The organism is Rhizobium sp. 01N424, from assembly GCF_056399485.1.
Window position 1 is genome coordinate 256,590 of sequence record NZ_JBFTRK010000003.1, and the last position, 24,932, is coordinate 281,521.

Sequence of the window (24,932 nt, forward strand, 5' to 3'; positions counted from 1 at the left end):
CTCCCGCTCTGAAAAACCGCAATGATCGCCGGTCTCGTATGCCTGCCGCCGGATGCTGCGCGCAATCAAGGCAGCGAGTTCCCTGATTAAATATTTGTCGAATGCCTAATTTAGGAGCAGATTCTGATTCGGGCCAAATCATGACCCGTGGGAATTTGGAGGGGAATGAATGTCGATAAGCAATCCATCGCCTTCGTTGTATAACGAGGACCTGGCGCCTGCAGAAGAGAGGAAATGGGGCGCCTTCAGTATCTTCAACGTTTGGACATCCGACGTCCATAGTCTTTGGGGTTATTACCTCGCCGCAAGTCTTTTCCTGCTGTGCGGCAGCTTCATCAATTTCGTGATTGCGATCGGTATCGGTTCGCTGGTCATCTTCTGCCTGATGAGCCTTGTCGGCAATGCCGGCGTCAAGACGGGCGTACCCTTTCCAGTTCTCGCCCGCGCTTCCTTCGGCACGTTCGGCGCCAACCTCCCGGCGCTGGTGCGCGCCGTCGTTGCCTGCTTCTGGTATGGCGCGCAGACGGCGGCGGCTTCGGGCGCGATCGTTGCGCTCCTTATCCGCAACGACAGCATTCTCGCCTTCCACCAGAACAGCCATATGCTCGGTCACTCGACGCTGGAGCTGATCTGCTATGTGATCATCTGGGCGCTGCAGCTGCTGATCATCCAGCGCGGCATGGAAACCGTCCGCAAGTTTCAGGATTGGGCCGGGCCTGCGGTCTGGATCATGATGCTGGTGCTTGCGGTCTATCTCGTCGTCAAGGCGGGGACCTTCTCCTTCGGCAGCGAAATCCCGCGCGATGTTCTGCTTGAGAAGACCAAGGATGCAGGCGTGCCCGGCGAACCCGGTTCGTTCCCGGCGCTGGCCGCCGTTGCCGCGACATGGATCACCTATTTCGCAGCGCTCTATCTGAACTTCTGCGATTTCTCGCGCTACGCCAAGGACACCAAGACCCTGCGCAAGGGCAACCTCTGGGGCCTTCCGATCAATCTTCTCGCCTTCTGCCTCGTTGCTGGCGTGACAACGACGGCGGCTTTCACCGTCTATGGCGAGGTGCTGCTGCATCCGGAAGCGATCTCGGCGAAGTTCGACAGCTGGTTCCTGGCGCTGCTGGCGGCTTTGACTTTTGCGGTCGCGACGCTCGGCATCAACGTCGTTGCCAACTTCGTGTCTCCGGCCTTCGACTTCTCGAACGTCTTCCCGCGGCAGATCAGCTTCAAGCGGGGCGGCTATATCGCGGCTCTGATCGCGCTGGTGCTTTATCCGTTCGCGCCCTGGGAGACGGGTGCGGCGCATTTCGTCAACTTCATCGGCTCGACGATGGGGCCGATCTTCGGGGTGATGATGGTGGATTACTATCTGATCCGGAAGGGCGAACTGAATGTCGCGGCCCTTTACCGGGAAGACGGCGAATTCCGCTTCCAGAACGGCTGGCATGCGAACGCCTTCATCGCATTCATCGTCGGCGTGGTGTTTTCGTCGATCCTGCCGACCTTCACATCGATCCTGCCGGATTGGTGGGGTACCTATGGCTGGTTCTTCGGCGTCGGCATCGGTGGCCTGGTCTATTACGTGCTGAGGATGAGCACGCGCGGCTCTGCCGTTGGCGCCGCCACCTGACAAACAAGGCGCCTGGTCTCCGGGCGCCTATTCTTCCAAGAGGTCGGGCCGTCGTTTCCTGGTCAGGGCGACGGCCTGTTCATGCCGCCATTTCTCGATGGCACCGTGATTGCCCGAGGTCAGGATCGCGGGAATCTCGCGGCCTTCCCATTCCTGGGGACGCGTATAATGCGGATGCTCCAGCAGACCGCCTTCGAAGCTTTCATGCAGGCCCGAGAGATCGTTGCCCATGACGCCGGGCAGGATACGGATGATGGCGTCGAGAAGCGTCAGCGCCGCCGGTTCGCCGCCTGAGAGCACATAGTCGCCGATCGAGACTTCCTCGAGCTGGCGTGCCTCGATGACGCGCTGGTCTACGCCTTCGAAGCGGCCGCAGATGATGATGACGCCATCGCCACTGGCAAGTTCGCGGACGCGCTGTTGCGTCAGCGGTTTGCCGCGTGGGCTCATCAGCAGGCGCGGGCGGGTGTCGTTTTCCGAGACCGTATCGATGGCGCGGGCGAGCACATCCGGCTTCAGCACCATTCCGGCGCCGCCGCCAGCGGGCGTATCATCGACCGTCCGGTGCTTGTCGGCGGTGAAATCGCGGATCTGGACGGCATCGAGCGACCACTGCCCGCGCTCCATCGCCTTGCCTGACAGCGAAAAGCCGAGATGGCCCGGAAACATCTCCGGGTAGAGGGTGAGCACGCTTGCCCGGAAGGCCATGGCTTACTTCTTTTTCTTCGGCTTGCCGGTGGCGAGCTTGGAGATGTCTTCCGGATCGTCGATCAAGCCGGCTGCCATCGGGTCGATGCGGATCGTGCCGCCTTCGAGGTCGATCTCCAGCACCGAAGCTTCGGAGAAGGGGATCAGCACCGGGCGTTTGCCGGGGCCCTTGAGTTCCAGCAGATCGCCGGCGCCGAAATCGAAAACGCCCGTGATCGTGCCGTAGCTGACGCCCTTGTCGTCGAGCGCTTCCAGGCCTTCGAGATCGGCATAGTAGAACTCGTCCTCTTCCAGTTCGTCGTCCGGAAGATTGTCGCGTTCCATATAGAGCTCGAGGCCGTTCAGCGCCTCGGCGGCGTTGCGGTCGTTGATGCCGCGGAAGCGGACGACGACCATGTTCTTCATCTCGCGCAGCTCGAGAATCTCGAAGACGCGGCCATCGAGGCTGTGCAGGTGGCCGTAATCGCCGAGTGCCGTCGGGTCGGCCGTATAAGGCTTGACACGAACTTCCCCGCGGATGCCCTGCGCGCCGCCTATGGTGCCCATCAGCACGGGGTTCTCAAGCTTTGTCATGGTGTCCTTCATCCGAAGTCTGCATCGATCCGAGTTCAAGCCTCTCATAAACGAAGTGCGCCGGAATGAAAACGAAAACGGGCGGCATGTCGCCATGCCGCCCGTTCGAAACGAAATCCTTGCGGATTATTCTGCGGAAGCTGCAGCTTCGGCGGCGTCAGCAATCTTCTGAGCCTTCTCAGCAGCGCGCTCCTGAGCCTTCTTGCCTGGCTTTGCCTTTTCCGGGTTGTTCTTGGTGTCGCGCTTGGCGAGACCAGCTTCGTTCAGGAAGCGCAGAACGCGGTCGGTCGGCTGTGCGCCCTGATCGAGCCAATGCTTGATACGGTCGTTGTCGAGCTTGATGCGCGCGTCGTTGTCCTTGGCGAGCATCGGGTTCCAGGAACCGAGGTTCTCCAGGAAGCGGCCATCGCGCGGCGAACGGGCGTCAGCGAGAACGATGTGGTAGTACGGGCGCTTCTTGGAACCACCGCGTGCGAGACGAATTTTCAGTGCCATGTCATTTACTCCTTAGGCTTTTCTTGACCGCTTCGTAGGGCGGCAGGTTCATTTTGCTGCGGCGTGGTCCGCAGCGATCTGCTCATGATGCCGGATGACTTCCTTGATGATGAAGTTCAGGAACTTCTCGGCGAAATCCGGATCCAGATTGGCATCCTTGGCCAAGCGGCGAAGGCGTTCGATCTGGTATTCCTCGCGCGCCGGATCGGCCGGCGGCAGCTGGTACTTGGCCTTGAGAACGCCGACCTCTTTGGTGCAGCGGAAGCGTTCGGCCAGAATGTGGACGAGTGCCGCGTCGATATTGTCGATCGACTGGCGGTAGCTCGAAAGCTGGGCTTTGATTTCAGGATCAATCATCGTTCAGGCGACCCTTTCACTTCTTCTTGGGCAAACCGGGAAGCCCCGGGAAACCGCCACCCAGACCCGGCAGCTTCGCGCCACCCAGGTCCGGAAGTCCGCCGAGGCCCGGCATGCCGCCGCCCGGCTTTCCAAGACCCGCCGCTTCAGCCTGCTTCTGGAGCGCTTCCAGCTGCTTCGGGTCGATGTTCGAGAGGTCGGGCATGCCGCCCATTCCGCCACCCATGCCGCCAAGACCCATCTTGCCGGCGAGGCCGCCCATCATCTGCTTCATCAGGCCGCCTTTGCCCTTGCCGCCCATCATCTTCATCATGTCCGCCATCTGGCGGTGCATTTTCAGAAGCTTGTTGATGTCGGAGGCATCGGTGCCGGAGCCCGCGGCGATACGCTTCTTGCGCGAATGCTTCAGCATATCGGGATTGGCGCGCTCGGCCTTGGTCATCGAGGAGATGATGGCGAGCTGGCGGCCGAACAGGCTGTCGTTGAGGCCGGCCGAAGCCATCTTGTCCTTCATGCCCGACATGCCGGGCATCATCGACATGATGCCGCCCATACCGCCCATCTTCTGCATCTGGCGCAGCTGGTCGGCGAGGTCGTTCAGGTCGAACTTGCCCTTGGCCATCTTGGCAGCCATGGCGGCTGCCTTTTCGGCATCGATGTTTTCGGCGGCGCGCTCGACCAGCGAGATGATGTCGCCCATGCCGAGGATACGGTCGGCGATACGGCGGGGATGGAATTCTTCCAGCTCGCCCATGCGCTCGCCGACGCCGATGAGCTTGATCGGCTTGCCGGTGACGGCGCGCATCGAAAGGGCGGCACCGCCACGGCCATCACCGTCCATGCGGGTAAGCACGAGACCGGTGATGCCGACGCGCTCGTCGAAATTGCGGGCGAGATTGACGGCGTCCTGACCGGTCAGCGAATCGGCGACCAGCAGGATTTCATGCGGGTTCGACTTCTTCTTGATGTCGGCCATCTCGACCATCAAGGGCTCGTCGATATGCGTGCGGCCGGCGGTGTCGAGGATGACGACGTCGTGGCCGCCAAGCTTGGCGGCCTGGACGGCGCGGGCGGCAATATCGGTCGGCGACTGGCCAGCGATCACAGGCAGCGTATCGACGCCGGTCTGGACGCCGAGCTGGCGCAGCTGCTCCTGGGCGGCGGGACGGCGCGTATCGAGCGACGCCATCAGCACCTTTTTCTTGTCGCGGTCGGTGAGCCGCTTGGCGATCTTTGCCGAGGTCGTCGTCTTGCCGGAGCCCTGCAGGCCGACCATCATGATGACGACGGGGGCAACGGCGTGCAGATCGACGCCCACGCCTTCGCCGCCGAGCATTTCGATCAGCTCGTCATGGACGATCTTGACGACCATCTGGCCGGGCTTGATCGATTTCAGAATTTCGGCGCCGACGGCCTTTTCGCGAACGCGGTCAGTGAAGCCACGGACGACTTCGAGCGAAACGTCGGCTTCCAGAAGGGCACGGCGAACCTCGCGCAGCGCAGCGGAAACATCGGCTTCCGAAAGCGCGCCACGGCCTGTCAGTCCATTGAGAATGGATCCAAGACGGTCCTGGAGGTTTTCAAACATAGGCTCTTCCTTGTGTTTCCGGATATGCCGGAAACCTCGTGCTTTTCCTTGACGAAAACAAGACGCAAAGCCAAAAAGCACCCGAGGGCGCATCGCGCTGTCGGGTGTGGACCTCCGGGATCAGGTCCCGGTCGGCGGCTCGGAGTCATGTCGCTCGTCGCAGAATTGAGGCGCGGTAAACAGGAAAGCGGCCGGAAAGTCAAGCCAGAGCGGGCAAATTCACGCTTCCGGTCCTTCTCAAACCGCCTGCGCCTTCCCAAATGCATCCTCCCGACACGAGAGTCCATCCGTTCATGCCCGACGCCAAGATGCGCAATGCCTATTACCACGGCCCGGTCTCCGGCCATTTCGATGGCGTCCATTTTTTCAATCCTGATGGGATCGAGCCGCTCGGTTTTCGCGAATTGATGCGCTGGCAGTTCGGCGGCGGGCGTTTTCGCTGGCCGAAGGCGGTGCAGAGCCCGTTTCCGCCCGCCAAGCCCGTAGAACGCGTCAGCGACGAGGATTTGCGGGTGACCATGGTTGGCCACGCGACGATGCTGATCCAGGTCGCTGGGCTCAATATATTGACGGATCCTGTCTGGTCGGATCGCGCCAGCCCCTTCTCCTTCGCCGGGCCGCGGCGCGTTTCACCCCCCGGCATCCGTTTCGAGGATTTGCCACCCATCGATATCGTGCTCGTCTCGCATAATCACTATGATCATCTCGATATCAGGACGTTGAAGCGGCTCTTTGAGGTGCACGGCCCGCATTTCGTGACACCTCTCGGCAACGATACGATCATCTACCGCGCCATTCCCGAGGCGAAGATCTCCGATATGGATTGGGGCGACCGGCTTTCCTATCGGGAGGGCGTCACCATCGATGCCGAGCCCTGCCATCACTGGTCGGCGCGCGGCACGCGTGACAGGCGCATGGCGCTCTGGGCGGCCTTCGTCATCTCGACGCCGGCAGGCAAGATCTACCATGTCGGCGATACCGGCTTTCACGATGGCATCAACTACCGCGCCGTCCGCGAGAAACATGGTGGCTTCCGGCTCGCCATCCTACCGTTCGGCGCTTACGAGCCGCGCTGGTTCATGAAGGGGCAGCATCAAAACCCGGAAGAGGCGGTGGAGGGCATGGAGCTCGCCAATGCCGCCTATGTGGCAGGGCACCACTTCGCGACGTTCCAGCTGACGAACGAGGCAATCGATGCGCCAGTCGAGGCGCTGGAGACCGCGCTTGCGGCGCGCGGCATCGCGCCTGGCCGTTTTCGGCCGCTGAGGGCAGGCGAAGTGTTCGACGTTCCCAAGGCTTGAGCTATCGGCGGCCTACTGGTAATTCCCCCGCATTTCCGCCATATACAGGCCGAAAGCAATGGAAGCAGCAGCAATGAGCACAACGGTCGAATTCGCGAAGATGAACGGGCTTGGAAACAAGATCCTGGTTGTCGATATGCGTGGACGTCCGGATGCCGTGACGCCCGCTGCGGCGATTGCGCTGAACGCCGATCCGGCAACGCAGTTCGATCAGATCATGGCGATCCATGATCCGAAGGCTCAGGGTACGGACGCTTGGATCGATATCCTGAATTCCGACGGCTCGAAGGCCCAGGCCTGTGGCAACGGCACGCGCTGCGTCGTGCAGGCACTCGCCGCCGAGACCGGCAAGAAGGCCTTCACCTTCCAGACGGTGGCCGGGATCCTCAATGCCGTTGAGCAGGCGGATGGGACGATTTCCGTCGATATGGGCAAGCCCGTTTTCGAATGGGACAAGATCCCGCTTGCCGAAGAATTCTACGATACGAGCCGGATCGAACTGCAGATCGGGCCGATCGACAATCCGGTGCTGCATTCACCGTCGGTTGCCTCGATGGGCAATCCGCATGCGATCTTCTGGGTCGACAAGGACGTGATGTCCTTCGATCTCGGCCGTTTCGGGCCGCTGCTCGAAAACCACCCGATGTTCCCTGAAAAGGCGAATATCACCCTGGCTGAGGTCACCTCGCCGTCTTCGATCACCACGCGCACGTGGGAACGCGGCGCTGGCCTGACGCTTGCTTGCGGTTCGGCGGCCTGCGCCACTGCCGTTTCCGCCGCCCGCACCGGCCGCACGGGCCGAGATGTGACGATCAAGGTTGCGAGCAGCCCGAATGCCGGATCGCTCTCGATCGAGTGGCGCGAGCGCGACGATCACGTCATCATGACCGGCCCGGCCGAATGGGAATGGTCAGGCATGGTCGATCCCAAGACAGGCAGCTGGGCACGCGATGCGGAGCAGGGAGCCGAGGCGCGGTGAGCGGCGTCGAGGTCATCACCTTCGGCTGCCGTCTCAATACCTACGAATCCGAAGTGATGCGGGCGGAGGCCGAGAAGGCCGGGCTCAACAATGCCATCCTCGTCAATACCTGCGCCGTCACCGGCGAGGCCGTGCGCCAGGCACGCCAGGCGATCCGCCGCGCGCGGCGCGGTAATCCTCATGCCCGCATCATCGTGACCGGCTGCGCGGCGCAGACCGAAAGCCAAGTCTTTGCCGAGATGGCCGAGGTCGATGCTGTCCTCGGAAATGAAGAAAAGCTGAAGAGCGCCTCCTATCGCGCGCTGCCGGATTTCGGCGTCAAGGCGGAAGAGAAGCTGCGCGTCAACGACATCATGAGCGTCAAGGCGACGGCGCCGCAGATGGTCAAGCACATCGACGGCCATGTTCGCGCTTTCATCCAGGTGCAGAATGGCTGCGATCACCGCTGTACCTTCTGCATCATCCCCTATGGCCGCGGAAACTCGCGTTCGGTGCCGATGGGGGCTGTCGTCGATCAGGCCCGCAACCTGGTCGAGGGCGGGTACAGCGAGATCGTTCTGACGGGTGTCGATGCGACCAGCTATGGCGCCGATCTGCCGGGCCAGCCGACGCTCGGACTGCTCGCCAAGACATTGCTGAAGCAGCTTCCCGATATCCGCCGCCTGCGGCTTTCGTCGATCGACAGTATCGAGGCAGACCAGCATCTCTTCGACCTGATCGCCGACGAGCCGCGCTTCATGCCGCATCTGCATCTGTCGCTGCAGCATGGCGACGACATGATCCTGAAGCGCATGAAGCGGCGGCACAGCCGCGCCGATGCGCTCGATTTTGTGGCTCAGGTGCGGCGCCTGCGCCCGGAAATGGCTTTCGGTGCGGATATGATTGCCGGTTTCCCGACTGAAACCGAGGAGATGTTCGCCAATGCCGCCAGCCTCGCGGAAGAGGCTGATATCGCGCATCTGCACGTTTTCCCTTACAGCCCGCGTCCCGGAACACCCGCCGCCCGCATGCCGCAGCTCGATCGTTCGCTGATCAAGGACCGCGCCGCGCGGCTGCGCGCCACTGGACAGACGCTGCATCGCTCCCATCTGGACAGAATGGTCGGAACGCGGCAGTGGCTGCTGGTGGAAAACAACGGTCTGGCACATACGGAAAACTTCACGCTCGCCACCGCTCCCGGCCTTCGCCCGCGCTCCCTACTGCAGGCCGAGATCACCGGCCACAACGGCAAGCACCTCGACATGCAATTGACGGCGACGGAAGCCGCCTGAGTTTACGGAATTCAAATGGCGTTCAGTTTCATCAAAAAGGTCTTCACTTTCGGCAAGCCGCTCGAGGAGGCAAAGCCCGACGAGCTTGCGCCTGTCGTCGAGCCGGTGAAGGACGAGCTGCCTGTCGCTGCCGATCCGGTTCTGCCGGAAGAGGTGGATACGGCCGGTGGGCCGGTTGCGGATGTTGCCGAGGCTGAGACGGTAGCTCCAGAGGAGGAAGAGCCAGCGATCCTGCCGGATGCCGAGCAGCTGGGTGATATCGGTGTCGTGCCGTTGTCGCTGTTGCAGGCGGAAGCTGAGGCCCAAACTGAAGACCAAAGCACAATACCTGCGGAAACACCCCCCTCTGTCCCTCCGGGACATCTCCCCCTCAAGGGGGGAGATCAGCTGGAGGTCGAGGCGGCCGCTGGTGCCAGCATAGCGCCCGAAGAGCTCGCTGACAGCGCCGAGCCGGAAACTGCAGCGGTTTCGGTGGAAAACGAAATAGCTCCAGAAGCGAGCGAGCGCGCCCAGCCGATCTCCCCCCTTGAGGGGGAGATGCCCGGCAGGGCAGAGGGGGGTACCCCGCCCACCGACCTCGACGAATCGTCACCCACGGCCGCCGAGGCATCACCAGCCGAGTCGCTCATCCTTCCCAAGGGCTTCGCCACCGGCACTGCCGCCTCCGAACCCGAACCACTCGCCCCGCAGCCCAAGCTCACCTGGTTCCAGCGCCTGCGAGCCGGCCTTGCCCGTACCTCCTCGCAGCTCACCGGCCAGATCGCCGCGCTCTTCACCAAACGCAAGCTCGATGACGAAACGCTGCAGGACCTCGAAGACCTGCTGATCCAGGCCGACCTTGGCGTCGAGACGGCGATGCGCGTCACCGATACGCTGGCGTCCGAGCGCTACGGCAAGGACGTAACAGGCGAAGACGTCAGCCGGATCATGGCCAGCGAGATCGCCAAGGTGCTGAAGCCGGTCGCCAAGCCGCTGCAGCTCGATCTCAGCCACAAGCCGCATGTCATCCTTGTCGTCGGCGTCAATGGCACCGGAAAGACGACGACGATCGGCAAGCTGGCCGCCAAGCTCTCCGGCGCCGGGCTGAAGGTCATGGTCGCCGCCGGTGATACGTTCCGCGCTGCGGCGATCGAGCAGCTGAAGATCTGGGCTGACCGCACCAAGTCGGAATTTATCGGCACGAAATTGGGCGCCGATGCCGCCGGTCTTGCCTATGATGCCTTCGAGCAGGCCAAGGCGAAGAAATGCGACGTGCTGATCATCGATACCGCCGGACGCCTGCAGAACAAGGCCGAGCTGATGGCGGAGCTGGAAAAGATCGTGCGCGTGCTCGGCAAGCTCGATCCCGACGCGCCGCACACCGTTTTGCAGACGCTGGACGCGACAACAGGGCAGAACGCCCTCAACCAGGTGGAAATCTTCCGCAATGTCGCCGGCGTCAACGGCCTGATCATGACCAAGCTCGACGGCACGGCGCGCGGCGGTATCCTCGTGGCGATCTCCGCCAAGCATAAGCTGCCCGTCTATTTCATCGGCGTCGGTGAGGGTGTGGACGATCTGGAGCCGTTCGAGGCCGAGGATTTTGCCCATGCCATTGCCGGTCTCGGGCAATGATGCCACAGATATGACGAGAAGGGCGCGCATGCCGCGCCTGACAAACGAATAGGTTCGACGCACGCATGACCACCGAAAGCGATATCACGCCCTCTTCCGCCGAGCGGCATCACCCGCTGCTGAAGCTGGCGCTCGAGCTCGGGCCGCTGCTGATCTTCTTCTTCGCCAATCTGCGCGGCCAGTGGCTGGTCGACCGGTTTCCGGCTCTGAGCGAGCTTGGTGGTCCACTGTTCGTCGCCACCGGCCTGTTCATGGCGGCGACCGTCATTTCCCTGGTTGCCTCGAAGATCATCCTCGGCCATCTGCCGATCATGCCATTCGTCTCGGGTATCGTCGTGCTGATCTTCGGCTCGCTGTCGATCTATCTGCAGAACGAAACCTTCATCAAGATGAAGCCGACGATCGTCAATGCGCTGTTCGGTGTAGCGCTGCTGGGCGGCCTTGCCTTGGGCAAGTCCTTGCTCGGCTATGTGTTCAACGCCGCCTTCCAGCTTGATGCTGAGGGATGGCGCAAGCTGACGCTGCGGTGGGGCATCTTCTTCCTGTTTCTGGCCGTGCTCAATGAAGTCGTATGGCGGAATTTCTCCGATGACTTCTGGATCGCCTTCAAGGTCTGGGGCACGATGCCTGTTACCATCATCTTCACCATGGCGCAGATGCCGCTGATCCTGAAACACACGGTGCAGCCTGCCGGAGAAACCGACAAGTGAGCTTCGACGGCACGGCTGAGCGGACGAAACATCAAAACTTCTGGTTCATCGCTTGCATTGGCGTGCTTCTGGCGCAGATTGTGGCCGAATATTTCATGGGCCGCACGCCGATCTGCACTTGCGGCTACGTCAAGCTCTGGGAAGGCACCGTCAATTCCAGCGGCAATTCGCAGCACCTCTCCGACTGGTACACGCCGTCGCATATCATTCACGGATTCCTGTTTTATGGGCTGGCGCATCTCGTGCTGCGCAACAAGCCGATCGGCGCGAGATTGCTGCTTGCGCTGGTGATCGAATCCGGCTGGGAACTGCTCGAGAATTCGCCGATCATTATCGACCGCTATCGCGCCGCGACGATCTCGCTCGATTACTACGGCGACAGCATTCTCAATTCGGCGATGGATGCCGTTTTCATGGTCGTCGGTTTCTTCTTCGCGGCGCGTGCGCCTGTGGCGCTGACGGTGGCGATCGCCATCTTCTTCGAGATTTTCACCGGCTATATGATCCGGGATAATCTGACGCTCAATGTCTTGATGCTGGTCTGGCCGGTCGAGGCCGTGAAGGCCTGGCAGAGTGCGGTTTAGGACGCCGGTTTTCCCAGCACCTTCTCCATTGCCGGAAACAGCCCTTCCTTCATGCTGATCTCATCGAAGGGGCCGACGCGCTTGTAGAGGATCGTGCCGTCTGGGCCGACGAGATAGCTTTCCGGGACGCCATAGACACCCCAGTCGATCGCCGCCTTGCCGTTCGGATCGACGCCGATGGCGTTGAAGGGGTTGCCGAGCTCGTTCAGGAACTGGAGCGCGTTCGCACTCTTGTCCTTGTAGTTGATGGCGACAATGTTCAGCCTGCCGTCGGCGGCCAGCTGCTTCAGGATCGGATGCTCTTGGCGGCAGGGGATGCACCAGGAGGCGAAGACGTTGACGAGCGTCAGCTTGCCCTTCACGGCCGCATCGGTGAGTGCCGGAAGGTTCGAGCCTTCAAGCGGGGCGAGGTTCAGCGATGGTGCCTTGGTGCCGAGCAGCGCCGAGGGAATCTCGGAAATGTCCTTGCCGTGGAAATCCTGGTCGTAGAGCATTTTCCCGGCGGTGGCGGCGATGCCGCCGAAGACGACGAGCGGGATCAATGCCACGACATAGCGGCTGAGGCCGCGGCGGGCTGCCGGCTGGGTTTCGGGCGCGCTCATTCGCTGCCCTTCGGCCGTGCCGAGCGGCGGCGGATGCCGGACGCTTCCAGAGCGGCGAGTTCCTTCTGACGGGCGCGGCCATCGGCCCAGATCCAGAGCGTGACGGCTATGGTGATCACGGCAGCAAAGCCGTAGGCGCTATAGACGTACAAAGCGTGAGACATCGATCAGTCCTCGCGGCTTGCCAGACGGGCCGCAAGCCTGCGCTGCGCGGCGACACGGCGGCGCCAGATCTCGTTGCGCATCGCCATGATGTGCAGCGTGAAGAACAGCAGCGTGAATCCGATGGCCATGACGAAGAGCGGGCGCAGGAATTCCGGATCGATCGCCGGGCCATCGAGGCGCATGACGCTTGCCGGCTGATGCAGTGTGTTCCACCATTCGACCGAGAACTTGATGATCGGGATGTTGACGAAGCCAACGAGGATCAGCACGGCGACGACGCGGGCGGCCTTCGAGGGATCGTCGATCGCGCGGTTCAGCGCGATCAGTCCGAGATACATGAGGAAGAGCACGAAGACAGAAGTCAGGCGGGCATCCCATACCCACCAGGTCCCCCACATCGGCTTGCCCCATAGCGAACCGGTGACGAGCGCAAGCAGGGTGAAGGCGGCGCCGAGGGGTGCCGCGGATTTGGCTGCGACGTCGGCCAGCGGGTGGCGCCAGACGAGCGTGCCGATCGCCGAGATGCTCATCACCGTGTAGCACATCATCGCCAGCCAGGCGGAGGGCACATGGATGTACATGATGCGGACGGTTTCGCCCTGCTGGTAGTCGCCTTCGGTCGCGAAGCTGAGATACAGCCCCACGGCCAGACAGAGAGCTGTGATGCCGGCCATCCAGGGAATGACGCGTTGTGCCAGCGCCAGGAACCGCGTGGGGTTCGCGAGGTCGCTGAATTTGCTGATGGCAAGGCTTGTTTCGCTCATGAGCGGTTCTTTACCTTGAACGGGTTCTTCCCGCAATTGATGCCGGTCAACGCCATGATCAATCCGACGTGTTTCTGAGTGCCAGCGCTGCCGCTGCCGGGCCGATGACCGCAAAGAACAGCGTCAATGCGATGAGAATAAGGAAGGGCGGCAGGAAAGGTGCCGGATCCTCGACGGCGGCATAGCTGGCGCTGACGCCGAAGATCAGCACTGGAATGGCGAGCGGCAACACGAGGATCGAGACCAGCAGCCCGCCGCGCGGCAGGGCAACCGCGACGGCTGCGCCGACGGCACCGATGAAGGTGATGGCGGGCGAGCCGACCAGCAGCGTTAGCATCGTGGCGCCGATCGCCGTTTCGTTCATGTTCATGAAGAGGCCGAGCAGCGGCGAGGCGATAACCAGCGGCAGACTGGTGGCGGTCCAGTGGGCGAGGCATTTGACGAGGACGGTCAGCACCAACGGTGTTTCCTGCATCAGCAGAAGATCCAGCGATCCGTCGTCGCGCTCGGCCTGGAACAAGCGGTCGAGGCCGAGAAGGGCCGATAGCAGCGCGCCGATCCAGACAATGGCTGGGCCGATGCGGGAAAGCAGGTTGAGATCGGGGCCGACGCCGAAGGGGATGACGGCGACGACGGTCAGGAAGAACAAGACGCCGATGAGCGCGCCGCCGCCGGCGCGGATGGAGAGCTTCAGGTCGCGGAGGAAGAGGGCGGTCATTGGAGGTGGCCCTCGTTGCCGGTTGAGCGTGGAGTACCCCCCTCTGTCCTGCCGGACATCTCCCCCTCAAGGGGGGAGATTGGCTGGGCGCGACCGCTCGCTCTCTTGTCACTATTTAGCGGGGCCGTCGCAACAGGTTGATCTCCCCCCTTGAGGGGGAGATGCCCGGCAGGGCAGAGGGGGGTAATGCTGGCGCCGGGGCTGACTGTATTCTTCATCCCCACACCCCCTGATCCACCCCGGCAAATCCGGTCATCCGCAATTCCCTTGCATTTTCCAGCCCCAGCGGCTGATGCGTCGCGGCCAGCACGATCCCGCCCTTCTCCTGATGCGCGGCAATCAGCGCCGCAAACATTTTGTCTGCACTCGTGTCGAGCGCAGCAGTCGGTTCATCCAGGATCCACACCGGGCGGTAGGCGACGAGCAATTTGGCGAAGGCGAAGCGGCGTTGCTGACCGGCGGAGAGATAGCCGAAGGGGAGGTGGGTGATGCCCGGCAGGCCGACGGCCTCCGCGGCGTCGGAAACCGATAGCCCCTCGCCACCGGAAGCGTTGCCGAGAAAGTCCTGCCAGAAGGTCAGATTTTCGGCGACCGTGAGCTCGCTTTTCATCGCGTTGCGGTGGCCGAGATAGTGGCTGATTTCGCTGGCGCGATGTTCTGAAGAGCCCTGCGAATCAGTGAAGCGGACGCTGCCGGTTTCGGGCCGCAGAAGTCCCGCCATAACACGCAGTAAAGTGGACTTTCCTGATCCATTTTTCCCTGTCAAAACCAGTGCTTCGCCGGCTTCGATGCGGAACGAGATATCCTTGAAAATCAGGTCTTCGCCGCGGCGCGCTGAGAGATTTTCGGCAGTCAGACGCATGGCGTTTCCGTTGATTAAGATTTTAGTCATCGCGACGCAAAAAATGTCCGAAATGGGCCACGCAGTATCTGGCACCATTCTTAGAAATTATCTATAAGACCCGCAACCACGCCAGCGGTCGGCGTGAACTTCATCCTTGCGCCGAACATGGAATATTCTTTCCACGTGCGGACAGCGGAAATGGCCGTACCCGCATCCTGATGTGCATTAAGTGCATAGGCGTTCGCACGACTGTGTTGGCTATCAGAAACGGGGTATCTCGTGTCTAAGTCTCTTGACAGCTTCAATTGTCGCTCCACCCTCACTGTCGATGGTAAGGACTACGTCTATTACAGCCTTCCCAAGGCTGAGGCGAATGGTCTTCCGGGCGTTTCGAAGCTTCCCTATTCGATGAAGGTTCTGCTGGAGAACCTGCTGCGCTTCGAAGATGGCCAGTCGGTCACCAAGGAGCACATCCTCGGCGTTGCCGAGTGGTTGAACAACAAGGGCACCGTCGAAAACGAAATCGCCTATCGCCCGGCGCGCGTGCTGATGCAGGACTTCACCGGCGTTCCCGCCGTCGTCGACCTCGCCGCAATGCGCGACGCGATGGTGTCACTCGGTGGCGACCCCGAGAAGATCAACCCGCTGGTTCCCGTCGATCTCGTCATCGACCACTCCGTCATCGTCGACGAATTCGGCACGCCGCAGGCTTTTGCCAAGAACGTCGAGCTGGAATACCAGCGCAACGGCGAGCGCTACCGCTTCCTGAAGTGGGGCCAGCAGGCGTTCAAGAATTTCCGCGTCGTTCCTCCGGGCACCGGCATCTGTCACCAGGTCAACCTCGAATATCTCGGCCAGACCGTCTGGACTAAGGAAGAGGATGGCGAAACGATCGCTTATCCGGATACCTGCGTCGGCACCGACAGCCACACGACGATGATCAATGGTCTCGGCGTTCTCGGCTGGGGCGTTGGCGGTATCGAAGCCGAAGCGGCCATGCTCGGCCAGCCGGTCTCGATGCTTCTGCCTGAGGTCATCGGCTTCAAGCTGACCGGCAAGCTCAAGGAAGGCGTTACCGCGACCGACCTCGTGCTGATGGTCGTGCAGATGCTGCGCAAGAAGGGCGTTGTTTCCAAGTTCGTCGAATTCTTCGGCCCGGGTATGGACAACATGCCGCTCGCCGACCGCGCGACGATCGGCAACATGGGTCCGGAATATGGCGCGACCTGCGGCTTCTTCCCGGTTGACGGCGAAACCATCAACTATCTCAACGTTTCCGGCCGCACCAAGGAGCGTATCGCGCTCGTCGAAGCCTATTCCAAGGCTCAGGGCATGTGGCGCGATGGCGATGGTTCCGACCTCGTCTTCACCGATACGCTGGAACTCGACCTCGGCGACGTCGTACCTGCCATGGCCGGCCCGAAGCGCCCGGAAGGCCGCATCCCGCTCGAAAACATCGCTGCCGGTTTCGCCGGTTCGATGGACGCCGACTACAAGAAGCCAGGCCAGCTCTCGAACCGCTACCCGGTCGAAGGCACCGATTTCGATCTTGGTCATGGCGACGTCGCCATTGCTGCGATCACCTCCTGCACCAACACCTCCAACCCGTCGGTTCTGATCGCTGCCGGCCTTCTCGCCCGCAACGCCGTTGCCAAGGGCCTGAAGACCAAGCCGTGGGTCAAGACCTCGCTCGCACCTGGATCGCAGGTCGTTGGCGAATATCTGGCGAAGTCGGGCCTGCAGGCCGATCTCGACAAGCTCGGCTTCAACCTCGTCGGCTTCGGCTGCACGACCTGCATCGGCAACTCCGGTCCGCTGCCGGCACCGGTCTCGAAGACGATCAACGACAAGGGTCTGATCGTTTCGGGCGTCCTTTCGGGCAACCGCAACTTCGAAGGCCGTATTTCTCCTGACGTTCAGGCGAACTACCTCGCTTCCCCGCCGCTCGTCGTCGCCTATGCGCTTGCCGGCACGGTCCAGAAGGACCTGACCAAGGAGCCGATCGGTGAAGACCAGAACGGCAACCCGGTCTATCTGAAGGATATCTGGCCGACCTCGCACGAGATCCAGGAATTCATCCAGAAATACGTCACCCGCGAACTTTACGAAACCAAGTACGCCGACGTGTTCAAGGGCGACGTCAACTGGCAGGCCGTTCAGGTTCCTCCGGGCCAGACTTATGCCTGGGACGACAACTCGACCTACGTTCAGAACCCGCCGTATTTCGTCGGCATGGGCAAGACCGGCACGGGCATTTCCGACATCAAGGGTGCGCGCGTTCTCGGTCTCTTCGGCGACAAGATCACCACCGACCACATTTCCCCGGCCGGTTCGATCAAGGCGGCGTCTCCTGCCGGTGCCTACCTCATCGAGCACAATGTCGGTGTTGCTGACTTCAACCAGTACGGCACGCGCCGCGGCAACCATGAAGTGATGATGCGCGGCACCTTCGCCAACATCCGCATCCGCAACCACATGCTCGGCCCGAACGGCAAGGAAGGTGGCTACACCATCCATTACCCGTCGAAGGAAGAGGAATCGATCTACGACGCGGCCATGCAGTACAAGGCCGAGGGCGTTCCGCTCGTCATCTTCGCGGGTGTCGAATACGGCAACGGCTCGTCGCGCGACTGGGCTGCGAAGGGCACCAACCTGCTCGGCGTCAAGGCCGTCATCGCCCAGTCCTTCGAGCGTATCCACCGCTCGAACCTGGTCGGCATGGGCATCATCCCGTTCGTCTTCGAAGAAGGCACGACCTGGGCAAGCCTCGGCCTCAAGGGCGATGAAATCGTCACCATCGAAGGTCTCGAGAACATCAAGCCGCGCGAGAAGAAGATCGCCAAGATCACTTATGGCGATGGTTCGGTGAAGGACGTCCCGCTGCTGTCGCGCGTCGATACGCTCGACGAGGTGATCTACCTCAACAACGGCGGCATCCTGCAGACGGTTCTGCGCGACCTCGCTGCTTAATTCTTAAGACAAGCACACGATAATTGCCGCCGGGGAGCAATCTCCGGCGGTTTTTCTTTGCGGGGACGGGGCTCACGGCGATGTGTTCCGGCTGCGATGGCGGGTGGGGATGTCTCACCCCTTCGTTACTTCCCGTTTGGAACCGGAAGGATTATCTCTACGGTCGTCAATCAGGCCGCGCGGCCTTCGTTCGCCCGATGTCCTGGATAAAGAGGTTGCAATGTCGCCGCGTTTTTTGATTTCGCTGATTGCCGGTCTGGTGCTCGCAGCGCCACTTCAAGCCGAAGACGGCAAGCCGAAGGGCGTCGTTGAACTGTTTACCTCGCAGGGTTGCTCATCCTGTCCGCCAGCCGATGCCGCATTTCGCAAGATCGTTGGCCAGGGCAATGTGATCGCGCTCGCCTATCATGTCGATTACTGGAACTATCTCGGCTGGACCGACACGCTGAGTTCCAAGCAGAACACCGAGCGTCAGTACGGCTATGCCCGCATGCTCGGCCGCAGCAACGTTTACACGCCGCAGGTCGTCGTCAACGGCCGTGATCATATGACTGGTTCCGATCTCTCGGCGATCAACGGAAAGATCGACGGCTTCTCGACCGACGGCAAGGGGCTGAATGTCCCTATCGATGCGCAGATGCGAGGCGATGAGCTTGAGATCAAGATTGGCGCCGGCCAGGGGAAAGCCAATGTGGTGATGGTCTATTTCGACAAGGAAAAGACCATCGACGTCGAGAAGGGCGAAAACAGCGGCCAGAAGATTTCCTACATCAACAGCGTCAGCGACATTGAAACTGTCGGAATGTGGGACGGAAAGGCAACAAGCCTGACTTTACCTGCAACGGTTCTGCAAAAGGCCGACCTCGAAGGCTGTGCAATCCTGTTACAGGCTGCTACGGCTGACGGTGATCCGGCCGCGATCCTGGGCGCAACCGTCGTCATGGCCGGGAAAAATATCTGAAAGTTTCATCCGTTCAGGATGGAAAACGGGGCGGCCCGGCTAATCGTATTCGGGGCTGGGGTTAAGGTCGATACGCTCAGCCGGGCCCTTTGGCGCGCTGGCGCCAAATCGGTGAGCGGAATTTCCCCTGCAAATGAGGCGCTGTTTTGACTGAATTGCGGCGCTCCGGAGATTGCATAGCATATGCTTAATGTGATGACTGGCCGCACTTGCAATTTGCGGCGGGTCGGGCAAACTGTCACTCTCCTGTCATAAGCGAGAGGCCTTGAGAGACTGATGACAGATCAGCCGGATTTGCGGCATGGCGATCACCGTTCCGCCGACAATAGTTCCTCAGTCGTCGTCGATCTTAAAGAATACAAGCAGAACAAGGATCCGTTGCCGGTGACCTTTCACCGGCGAGAGTTGGATGCGATCCTGTGGATCTACGGCCGCATGGTCGGCGAGGGCGAGTGGAAAGACTACGCCATCGACCACATGAAGGACAAGGCGGTGTTCTCCGTCTTCAAGCGCTCCGGCGAAATGCCGCTCTTCACCATCGAGAAAGACCCCAAGCTTGCCAACAAGCAGGGCGCCTATTCCGTCGTCAACACCAACGGCATGATCCTGAAGCGCGGCCACGAGCTGCAGCAGGTTCTGAAGGTGTTCGACAAGGTGCTGAAGCTCGTCGACAAATAGCCGTCAGCCCTTGTAAAGGGTGCCTGGATAGGCCGACGGGTCCGGATCGGTATCCTTTCCCTCGCCCAGCTGCCGCTGCATGAGCATGGTGTCCAGCCAGCGGCCGTGCTTGTAGCCGGTACCCTTGAGCAGGTCGGTTTCCTCGAAACCCAATGAACGATGCAGCGCGATCGATGCCGGATGGGCTCCGCCGATCACGGCGACCATCTGCCGGAAGCCAAGCGCCGTGCAGCGGGCAATCAGCTCCGCGAGCAACGCCTTGCCAACGCCCTTTCCCCGGGCCTCCGGCGCCAGATAGATCGAATCCTCGACCATCCATCGGTAAGCCGGGCGGGTGCGGAACGCGGATGCATAGGCATAGCCCAGCAGCACGCCGTCTTCGTCAATGGCGGCGAGATAGGGGTAGCCCTGGCCCGTTATGGCAGCCAGCCGCGTGGCCATCTCCTGGCGTTCCGGCGGGGCAATCTCGTAGCTGGCGACGCCTGACAGCACCGCCTCACGGTAAATCGCCGTGATGGCATCGAGGTCGGAAGCGGAGATATTGCGGAAATGAACGGTCATTCGACGGCCGATGTCTGGAATGTGGTTCAGGCTGAAAACCATCCGGCGCGAGATTTGGCAACAGGAAAAGCAAGGGGTCGCACGGGAGCATTCAAAATGATCGCGCTGGTCCGTCGCTGTTGTGATCGTTCCTTGACTTCCTGTCTTGGCAAGCTGTCCGATGACAGCGACGTGGTGGCCGCCAAGCCGGCGAGTTGACCGAACCCGCCGGAGCTTCTAGAGAACAGCTTTCGCGGAACAGGCCTTTGCGTCAGGCGGCAGATCGGCCGCATGCGTCAGCCATGGAGAAACGCCATTATCAAGATTCTGGTTTTGCTGCACGCTGCCGTCGGCATTGATTGGCAGTCTCCCCCTGAGGGCACCAGCCTGAAGACCTTGAACGAAGCCGAGGAGAAGGGCTTTATCGAGATTCGCGGCGAGTTCCAGAAGCGGCAATTCCGCCTGACGAAGCGCGGCTCCGACCATGTTGCGCTCGACCGTCGGCGCCTGGCGGCGCGCAAGCTTTAAGACGCGCAAGGCTGGCCGCTAATTGCCAGCTGCGTGACCACAGCGCCAATCCACACTCCGAAAAACAAAACCGCCTGCAACATCTCTGTTGCAGGCGGCTCGGTTGTCTCGCATTCGGCCAGACGGTCTGGCCGTCAACAGTTCCGTCCTACTTGCGGTTACCCATGAACTGCAGAAGGAACATGAACAGGTTGATGAAGTCGAGGTAGAGCGTCAGCGCGCCCATGATCGCCTTGCGGCCCATGACTTCGGCACCATCGGCTTCGTAGTACATTTCCTTGATCCGCTGCGTATCGTAGGCCGTCAGGCCGGCGAAGATCAGGACGCCGATCACGGAGATCGCGAACTGAAGGGCAGACGAGCCCAGGAAGATGTTCACGACCGACGCGATGATCAGGCCAAACAGACCCATCACCAGGAACGAGCCCATGGCCGAGAGATCACGCTTGGTCGAATAGCCGTAGAGCGACAGTGCGCCGAACGAGGCGGCGGTGATGAAGAATGTCTGCACCACGCTCTGGCCGGTGTAGATCAGCAGCAGAGACGAAAGCGACAGACCCACCAGCGCGGCGTAGATCCAGAAGGTGGTCTGCGCGGCCGAAACGCTCATGCGGTTGATCCGGAAGCTCAGGAAGAACACCATGGCCAGAGGAGCCAGGATGACGACCCACTTCAGCGGGCTCAGATAGATGGCCTGGCCAAAGGCGGTCAGCTGACCGTCGGCAAAGGCGAATTGGAATGACAGAAATGCGGCTACACCCGTGATCGCCAGACCCAGCGCCATCAGGTTGTAGACCTTGAGCATATAGGAGCGCAGCCCCTGGTCGATCATCTCGCCAGTCTGCGCCCGGCTTTGGTAGTTACGAAGGTCAGCCATAGTTTCCTCTTACAAGCTCCGATGTGAATACGGTGTCGGGCTTTGCGACCCGGGCGCCGCTGCGGAGCTCCAGCATGCCTGCGGTCAATATGAGGCCTTCGCCCTTTGCAAACAAGGCCCTTGCAACCGGCGGCGGGGTTAAATCGCCGTAAGGTGAAGCTATTTTATTGGGCGCTGCATTACCAGTGCCAGCCCTAGAGCTCGCGCAGAACGGGTGCCGCCTTCTGGCCGAGGATGCGCCAGGTTCCGATCAGGCCGATCCCCACGGTCAGCACCAGGGCGGTGACGATCGTCAGACCCGCGACATCCGGGAGGAAGGCGGAGGGTAGCCGCATGATACGGCTGACGATGAACCATGCTGCCACGCCGCCTGCCAGAAGCGCGAAGATGGCGGTGGCCGCGCCGAGGATCAGATACTCGTAACTGAAGGCGCGGATGAGCATGGCGCGCGTTGCGCCTAGCGTTTTCAACACCACCGCATCGTGCGTCCGGGCCCGGTTTCCGGCGGCGAGCGCGCCTGCCAGCACCAGGATAGAGGCAATGAGTGCGACGGAAGCCGCCGCGCGGATCGCGGTCGCAAGCTGTCCGACCAGCTGGTTGACGATATCGATCGCATCCTTGACGCGGACGCTTGTCACCGTCGGATAGGTGTTGGTGACGGCCTTCAGGATCGCCGTCTCTTCGGTCGCGCTTGCCGAGGGATCGGTCAGCGTTGCCAGCCAGGCATGCGGGGCGCCGCGGAACGTATTCGGCGAAAAGACCATCACGAAGTTCAGCGATAGTGATTCCCACTGGACCTTGCGCAGGTTGGTGATCCGCGCGGTGATGTTTCTGCCCAGCACGTTGACGGTGACGGTATCGCCAATCTTGAGGCCGAGTTCGCCTGCCTCTTCGGCGGAAAAGGAAACCTGCGGCTTGCCGCTGTAATCCTTTGGCCACCAGCTGCCCTCTGTGAGTGCGGCATTCTCGGGGATGTTTTCGGAATAGGTGATGCCGCGGTCGCCGCGCAGGACCCATTGCCCTGCCGGCGGCACCTTGCGCTTGGTGACGTCTTCGCCGTTGAAGGCCAGGATCCGGCCTCGCAGCATCGGTACTTCGACCAGCTTGCCCTCGGGCGCCTGCTGCTTGATCAGATTGCGGAAGCTCTCCACCTGGGCACTCTGGATATCGACGAAGAAGAAATTCGGTGCGCCGCCGGCCATGCGGCCAGTCAGCTGCTGGCGCAGATTGCCGTCGATCAGCGTCAGCGTTACCAGGAGCGCCAGCCCGAGGCCCAGCGAGAGCACGACAGAGGGCGTCAAGGCGCCGGGGCGGTGGATATTGCCGATTGCCAGACGCAGCGCCGGCGAACTGACGCGCGGGCTGCGTTTTGCCAGCCAGGCGATCAGGGCGGCCACGGCGCGCAGAATCACGAAGGCGAAGACGATGGCGCCGACAAAGACGACGGCGATGAAGCGGTCGTAGGCGGTGACGATCGCCAGCCCCGCAAGTGCTGCCATGAAGACGCCGGCCAGCAGGATATAGGGCCAGGAGGGAAGGGCACGGGCTTCGAAGCCCTGTTCGCGGAACAGAGCCGTCGCCGGAACTTCGCGGGCATGCCCCAGCGGCAGGATGGCAAAGGCCAGCGTCGTCAGGATGCCGAAGACAGCGGCCAGCAGCAGCGCGCCCGGATAGAGCGCCGGTGCCGTCGAGACCGGCAGGAACTGTGCCAGGAATTGGGCGGCGATCACAGGCGAGATGGCGCCGAGCGCCAGACCGATCAGGATGCCAGCGAAGGCGATGATGGCGATCTGGAACAGATAAACGAGCACCACGACCGACGCGGGCGCGCCAAGGCATTTGAAGGTGGCGATCGTCGTCCGCTTGGAGTCGAGAAAGGCCCGGACCGCGTTGGCAACGCCGACGCCGCCGACGATCAGCGCGGTAAGGCCGACCAGCGTCAGGAACTGCGAGAAACGGGTGATGTTCTCCGTCAGCGATGGCGCAGCGCGGTCGCTGGCGCGGATCGACCAGCCGGCGGAAGGAAACTCCTTGGCGGCGCGGTCGCGCACCGCACCAAGGTCGCGGGGATCATCCAGCTTGATCTTGTAGGCGTGCTCGACGAGGCTGCCGGTCTGGATCAGTCCCGAAGCCTGCAGCGCGGCGCGGCTGACGATCAGCCGTGGCGCGAAGCCGAAGCCCTCGGAGAGCGCGTCCGGCTCTGTCTTGACGGTTCCCGTGATGCTGAGCGTTGCGTTGCCGAGCAGAATTTCGTCGCCGACGGCAAGGCCAAGGCGCTGAAGCAGAAGTGGAGCCGCGACCGCGCCGTAGGTGCCGCTCTGGTCGGAGAGCAGGGCTGCCAGCGGATAATCGGGCTCCGACTGGAACGTGCCATAGAGCGGATAGGCGTCATCGACGGCCTTGACCTCGACCAGCGCCTGGTCGGAACCGTCAGGTTTTCTCGCCATCGAACGCAGCCCCGTCGAGATCGAGACCTTGCCGAAGCCGCGCAGGAAATTCATCTCATCCGGCGATGCCTCGCGATTGTTGAGCTCGAAGCGGACGTCGCCGGCAAGAAGTTCCTGCCCTTGCGACGCGATGGTGTCGGTAATCGAGGTCGAGACGGAATTGACGGCGGCGATCGCGCCGGTGCCGAGCGCGATACAGGCGAGGAAGATGTAGAAGCCCCTGAGGCCGCCGCGCAGCTCGCGAAGGGCCAGGCGGAAGGCGAGTGACGCGCGCGGCGTGATCAGGGTCATGCGAGGACTGCCGCAGACTGGCGTGCCGGGCTGTCGCCTTCGATCTTGCCGGAGCGCACGCGGATCTGCCGCGAGCAGCGGCTGGCGAGCGCATTGTCATGGGTGACGAGCAGCAGGGTCATGCCGCGCTCGGCCTGCTTTGCGAACAGCAGATCGGCGATCTGGCGGCCGGTTTCGGTGTCGAGATTGCCGGTCGGTTCGTCGGCGATCAGAAGAGCGGGAGACGGCGCCAGCGCCCGGGCGATCGCTACGCGCTGCTGCTCGCCGCCGGAAAGCTGGCCCGGATAGTGGTTCAGCCGCTCGCCGAGGCCAACGGAGCGCAATTCGCGCTGAGCGATCTCGAACGGGTTCGGGACGTTTGCAAGCTCGAGGGGCACCGCGACATTCTCGAGCGCCGTCATGTTGGCAATCAGGTGGAACGACTGGAGAACGATGCCAATGTTCCGACCACGGAAATCAGCCAGCTGATCCTCGCTCATAGCGTGGAGCGGCGTGTCCTGAATGCGGATTTCGCCGCTATCGAGCCTTTCGAGACCGGCAAGAACCATCAGCAGCGTCGACTTGCCGGATCCCGATGGCCCGACGATGCCGACGGATTCGCCGGCCTCGATCGTGAGGTCGATGCCTTTCAACACGTGGACCGATGCCGCGGCGTTGCCCAAGGTCAAATCCGCGTGCTTCAGCTCGATGATGGTTTTTGCCAAAGAAAATAGCCCTATATAAATCCCAAAGACTTCGACAAT

General features: G+C 61.7%; 26 protein-coding genes. 12 read left to right on the forward strand and 14 right to left on the reverse strand.

The features are described 5' to 3' along the window. The first annotated feature begins 169 nt into the window (after positions 1 to 169). Positions 170 to 1,624 (forward strand): NCS1 family nucleobase:cation symporter-1, encoded by a 1,455-nt coding sequence (locus AC1DNK_RS11685; RefSeq protein ID WP_112385844.1) that lies wholly within the window; start codon positions 170 to 172, stop codon positions 1,622 to 1,624. Between the two features lie 27 nt (positions 1,625 to 1,651). Here AC1DNK_RS11685 and trmD read toward each other — a convergent pair whose 3' ends face one another. From trmD to ffh, 5 genes are all read right to left on the reverse strand, one after another. Then, positions 1,652 to 2,332: a tRNA (guanosine(37)-N1)-methyltransferase TrmD gene (gene trmD / locus AC1DNK_RS11690; protein WP_477941190.1), complete on the reverse strand. Its 681-nt coding sequence runs from the start codon at positions 2,330 to 2,332 to the stop codon at positions 1,652 to 1,654. Positions 2,333 to 2,335: 3 nt separating this feature from the next. Then, entirely contained in the window at positions 2,336 to 2,905 is a 570-nt protein-coding gene (gene rimM, locus AC1DNK_RS11695; RefSeq protein ID WP_112386059.1) for a ribosome maturation factor RimM, read from the reverse strand. A 126-nt stretch (positions 2,906 to 3,031) separates the two neighbouring features. Further along, entirely contained in the window at positions 3,032 to 3,400 is a 369-nt protein-coding gene (gene rpsP, locus AC1DNK_RS11700; RefSeq protein ID WP_112385842.1) for a 30S ribosomal protein S16, read from the reverse strand. Between the two features lie 48 nt (positions 3,401 to 3,448). Next, positions 3,449 to 3,757, reverse strand: coding sequence for a chorismate mutase (locus AC1DNK_RS11705; RefSeq protein ID WP_112385841.1), 309 nt, complete (start codon positions 3,755 to 3,757; stop codon positions 3,449 to 3,451). A gap of 16 nt (positions 3,758 to 3,773) precedes the next feature. Continuing rightward, positions 3,774 to 5,345 (reverse strand): signal recognition particle protein, encoded by a 1,572-nt coding sequence (ffh, locus tag AC1DNK_RS11710; RefSeq protein ID WP_477941192.1) that lies wholly within the window; start codon positions 5,343 to 5,345, stop codon positions 3,774 to 3,776. A 293-nt stretch (positions 5,346 to 5,638) separates the two neighbouring features. Here ffh and AC1DNK_RS11715 point away from each other — a divergent pair, with 293 nt between their 5' ends. The 6 genes from AC1DNK_RS11715 (at position 5,639) to AC1DNK_RS11740 (ending at position 11,804) form a co-directional block, all read left to right on the forward strand. Further along, on the forward strand, positions 5,639 to 6,646 hold the full coding sequence (locus tag AC1DNK_RS11715; protein ID WP_477941194.1) for an MBL fold metallo-hydrolase: 1,008 nt from the start codon (positions 5,639 to 5,641) through the stop codon (positions 6,644 to 6,646). A 73-nt stretch (positions 6,647 to 6,719) separates the two neighbouring features. After that, positions 6,720 to 7,625: a diaminopimelate epimerase gene (gene dapF, locus AC1DNK_RS11720; protein WP_477941195.1), complete on the forward strand. Its 906-nt coding sequence runs from the start codon at positions 6,720 to 6,722 to the stop codon at positions 7,623 to 7,625. After that, complete coding sequence (mtaB, locus tag AC1DNK_RS11725; protein WP_477941197.1) at positions 7,622 to 8,896, forward strand: tRNA (N(6)-L-threonylcarbamoyladenosine(37)-C(2))-methylthiotransferase MtaB; 1,275 nt, start codon at positions 7,622 to 7,624, stop codon at positions 8,894 to 8,896. The genes dapF and mtaB overlap by 4 nt, the downstream gene beginning before the upstream one ends. 15 nt (positions 8,897 to 8,911) lie before the next feature. Next, positions 8,912 to 10,510 (forward strand): signal recognition particle-docking protein FtsY, encoded by a 1,599-nt coding sequence (ftsY, locus tag AC1DNK_RS11730; RefSeq protein WP_477941199.1) that lies wholly within the window; start codon positions 8,912 to 8,914, stop codon positions 10,508 to 10,510. Positions 10,511 to 10,575: 65 nt separating this feature from the next. Further along, the gene (locus AC1DNK_RS11735) at positions 10,576 to 11,220 is read left to right on the forward strand and encodes a septation protein A (protein WP_477941200.1); all 645 of its coding nucleotides are present in this window, start codon (positions 10,576 to 10,578) and stop codon (positions 11,218 to 11,220) included. Further along, positions 11,217 to 11,804 carry a DUF2585 domain-containing protein gene (locus tag AC1DNK_RS11740; RefSeq protein WP_477941202.1) on the forward strand — a complete coding sequence of 196 codons (588 nt, stop codon included), beginning with the start codon at positions 11,217 to 11,219 and terminating at the stop codon, positions 11,802 to 11,804. The genes AC1DNK_RS11735 and AC1DNK_RS11740 overlap by 4 nt, the downstream gene beginning before the upstream one ends. Here AC1DNK_RS11740 and AC1DNK_RS11745 read toward each other — a convergent pair. The 5 genes from AC1DNK_RS11745 to ccmA all read right to left on the reverse strand — a co-directional run bounded on the left by AC1DNK_RS11745 (position 11,801) and on the right by ccmA (position 14,915). Then, on the reverse strand, positions 11,801 to 12,406 hold the full coding sequence (locus AC1DNK_RS11745) for a DsbE family thiol:disulfide interchange protein (RefSeq protein ID WP_477941204.1): 606 nt from the start codon (positions 12,404 to 12,406) through the stop codon (positions 11,801 to 11,803). The genes AC1DNK_RS11740 and AC1DNK_RS11745 overlap by 4 nt on opposite strands. Then, positions 12,403 to 12,570: a heme exporter protein CcmD gene (gene ccmD / locus AC1DNK_RS11750; protein ID WP_477941206.1), complete on the reverse strand. Its 168-nt coding sequence runs from the start codon at positions 12,568 to 12,570 to the stop codon at positions 12,403 to 12,405. Before ccmD ends, AC1DNK_RS11745 begins: the two co-directional genes overlap by 4 nt. 3 nt (positions 12,571 to 12,573) lie before the next feature. Next, complete coding sequence (locus AC1DNK_RS11755; protein WP_477941207.1) at positions 12,574 to 13,335, reverse strand: heme ABC transporter permease; 762 nt, start codon at positions 13,333 to 13,335, stop codon at positions 12,574 to 12,576. 58 nt (positions 13,336 to 13,393) lie between these two features. After that, positions 13,394 to 14,053: a heme exporter protein CcmB gene (ccmB, locus tag AC1DNK_RS11760; RefSeq protein ID WP_112385831.1), complete on the reverse strand. Its 660-nt coding sequence runs from the start codon at positions 14,051 to 14,053 to the stop codon at positions 13,394 to 13,396. Between the two features lie 214 nt (positions 14,054 to 14,267). Then, the gene (gene ccmA / locus AC1DNK_RS11765) at positions 14,268 to 14,915 is read right to left on the reverse strand and encodes a heme ABC exporter ATP-binding protein CcmA (protein ID WP_477941209.1); all 648 of its coding nucleotides are present in this window, start codon (positions 14,913 to 14,915) and stop codon (positions 14,268 to 14,270) included. A 261-nt stretch (positions 14,916 to 15,176) separates the two neighbouring features. Between ccmA and acnA the strand changes: the two genes are divergently transcribed. From acnA to AC1DNK_RS11780, 3 genes are all read left to right on the forward strand, one after another. After that, positions 15,177 to 17,867: an aconitate hydratase AcnA gene (acnA, locus tag AC1DNK_RS11770; RefSeq protein ID WP_112540475.1), complete on the forward strand. Its 2,691-nt coding sequence runs from the start codon at positions 15,177 to 15,179 to the stop codon at positions 17,865 to 17,867. A 220-nt stretch (positions 17,868 to 18,087) separates the two neighbouring features. Next, positions 18,088 to 18,828 (forward strand): DUF1223 domain-containing protein, encoded by a 741-nt coding sequence (locus AC1DNK_RS11775; RefSeq protein WP_112385827.1) that lies wholly within the window; start codon positions 18,088 to 18,090, stop codon positions 18,826 to 18,828. Between the two features lie 276 nt (positions 18,829 to 19,104). Then, positions 19,105 to 19,506, forward strand: a complete 402-nt coding sequence (locus AC1DNK_RS11780; RefSeq protein ID WP_112517780.1) for a DUF2794 domain-containing protein — start codon at positions 19,105 to 19,107, stop codon at positions 19,504 to 19,506. A gap of 3 nt (positions 19,507 to 19,509) precedes the next feature. Here the strand turns inward: AC1DNK_RS11780 and AC1DNK_RS11785 are convergent, their stop codons facing one another. After that, a complete protein-coding gene (locus AC1DNK_RS11785) occupies positions 19,510 to 20,067 on the reverse strand; it encodes an N-acetyltransferase family protein (RefSeq protein WP_477941212.1) in 558 nt (185 codons plus the stop codon). Between AC1DNK_RS11785 and AC1DNK_RS11790 the strand changes: the two genes are divergently transcribed. Further along, positions 20,056 to 20,265, forward strand: a complete 210-nt coding sequence (locus AC1DNK_RS11790; protein WP_477941213.1) for a hypothetical protein — start codon at positions 20,056 to 20,058, stop codon at positions 20,263 to 20,265. The genes AC1DNK_RS11785 and AC1DNK_RS11790 overlap by 12 nt on opposite strands. 72 nt (positions 20,266 to 20,337) lie before the next feature. Beyond that, positions 20,338 to 20,574, forward strand: a complete 237-nt coding sequence (locus AC1DNK_RS11795) for a hypothetical protein (RefSeq protein ID WP_207225207.1) — start codon at positions 20,338 to 20,340, stop codon at positions 20,572 to 20,574. Positions 20,575 to 20,722: 148 nt separating this feature from the next. Here the strand turns inward: AC1DNK_RS11795 and AC1DNK_RS11800 are convergent, their stop codons facing one another. From AC1DNK_RS11800 to AC1DNK_RS11810, 3 genes are all read right to left on the reverse strand, one after another. Continuing rightward, complete coding sequence (locus AC1DNK_RS11800; protein ID WP_477941215.1) at positions 20,723 to 21,451, reverse strand: Bax inhibitor-1/YccA family protein; 729 nt, start codon at positions 21,449 to 21,451, stop codon at positions 20,723 to 20,725. A 194-nt stretch (positions 21,452 to 21,645) separates the two neighbouring features. Further along, entirely contained in the window at positions 21,646 to 24,189 is a 2,544-nt protein-coding gene (locus tag AC1DNK_RS11805) for an ABC transporter permease (protein WP_477941216.1), read from the reverse strand. Beyond that, positions 24,186 to 24,893 carry an ABC transporter ATP-binding protein gene (locus AC1DNK_RS11810; RefSeq protein WP_477941217.1) on the reverse strand — a complete coding sequence of 236 codons (708 nt, stop codon included), beginning with the start codon at positions 24,891 to 24,893 and terminating at the stop codon, positions 24,186 to 24,188. Before AC1DNK_RS11810 ends, AC1DNK_RS11805 begins: the two co-directional genes overlap by 4 nt. Positions 24,894 to 24,932 lie beyond the last annotated feature (39 nt).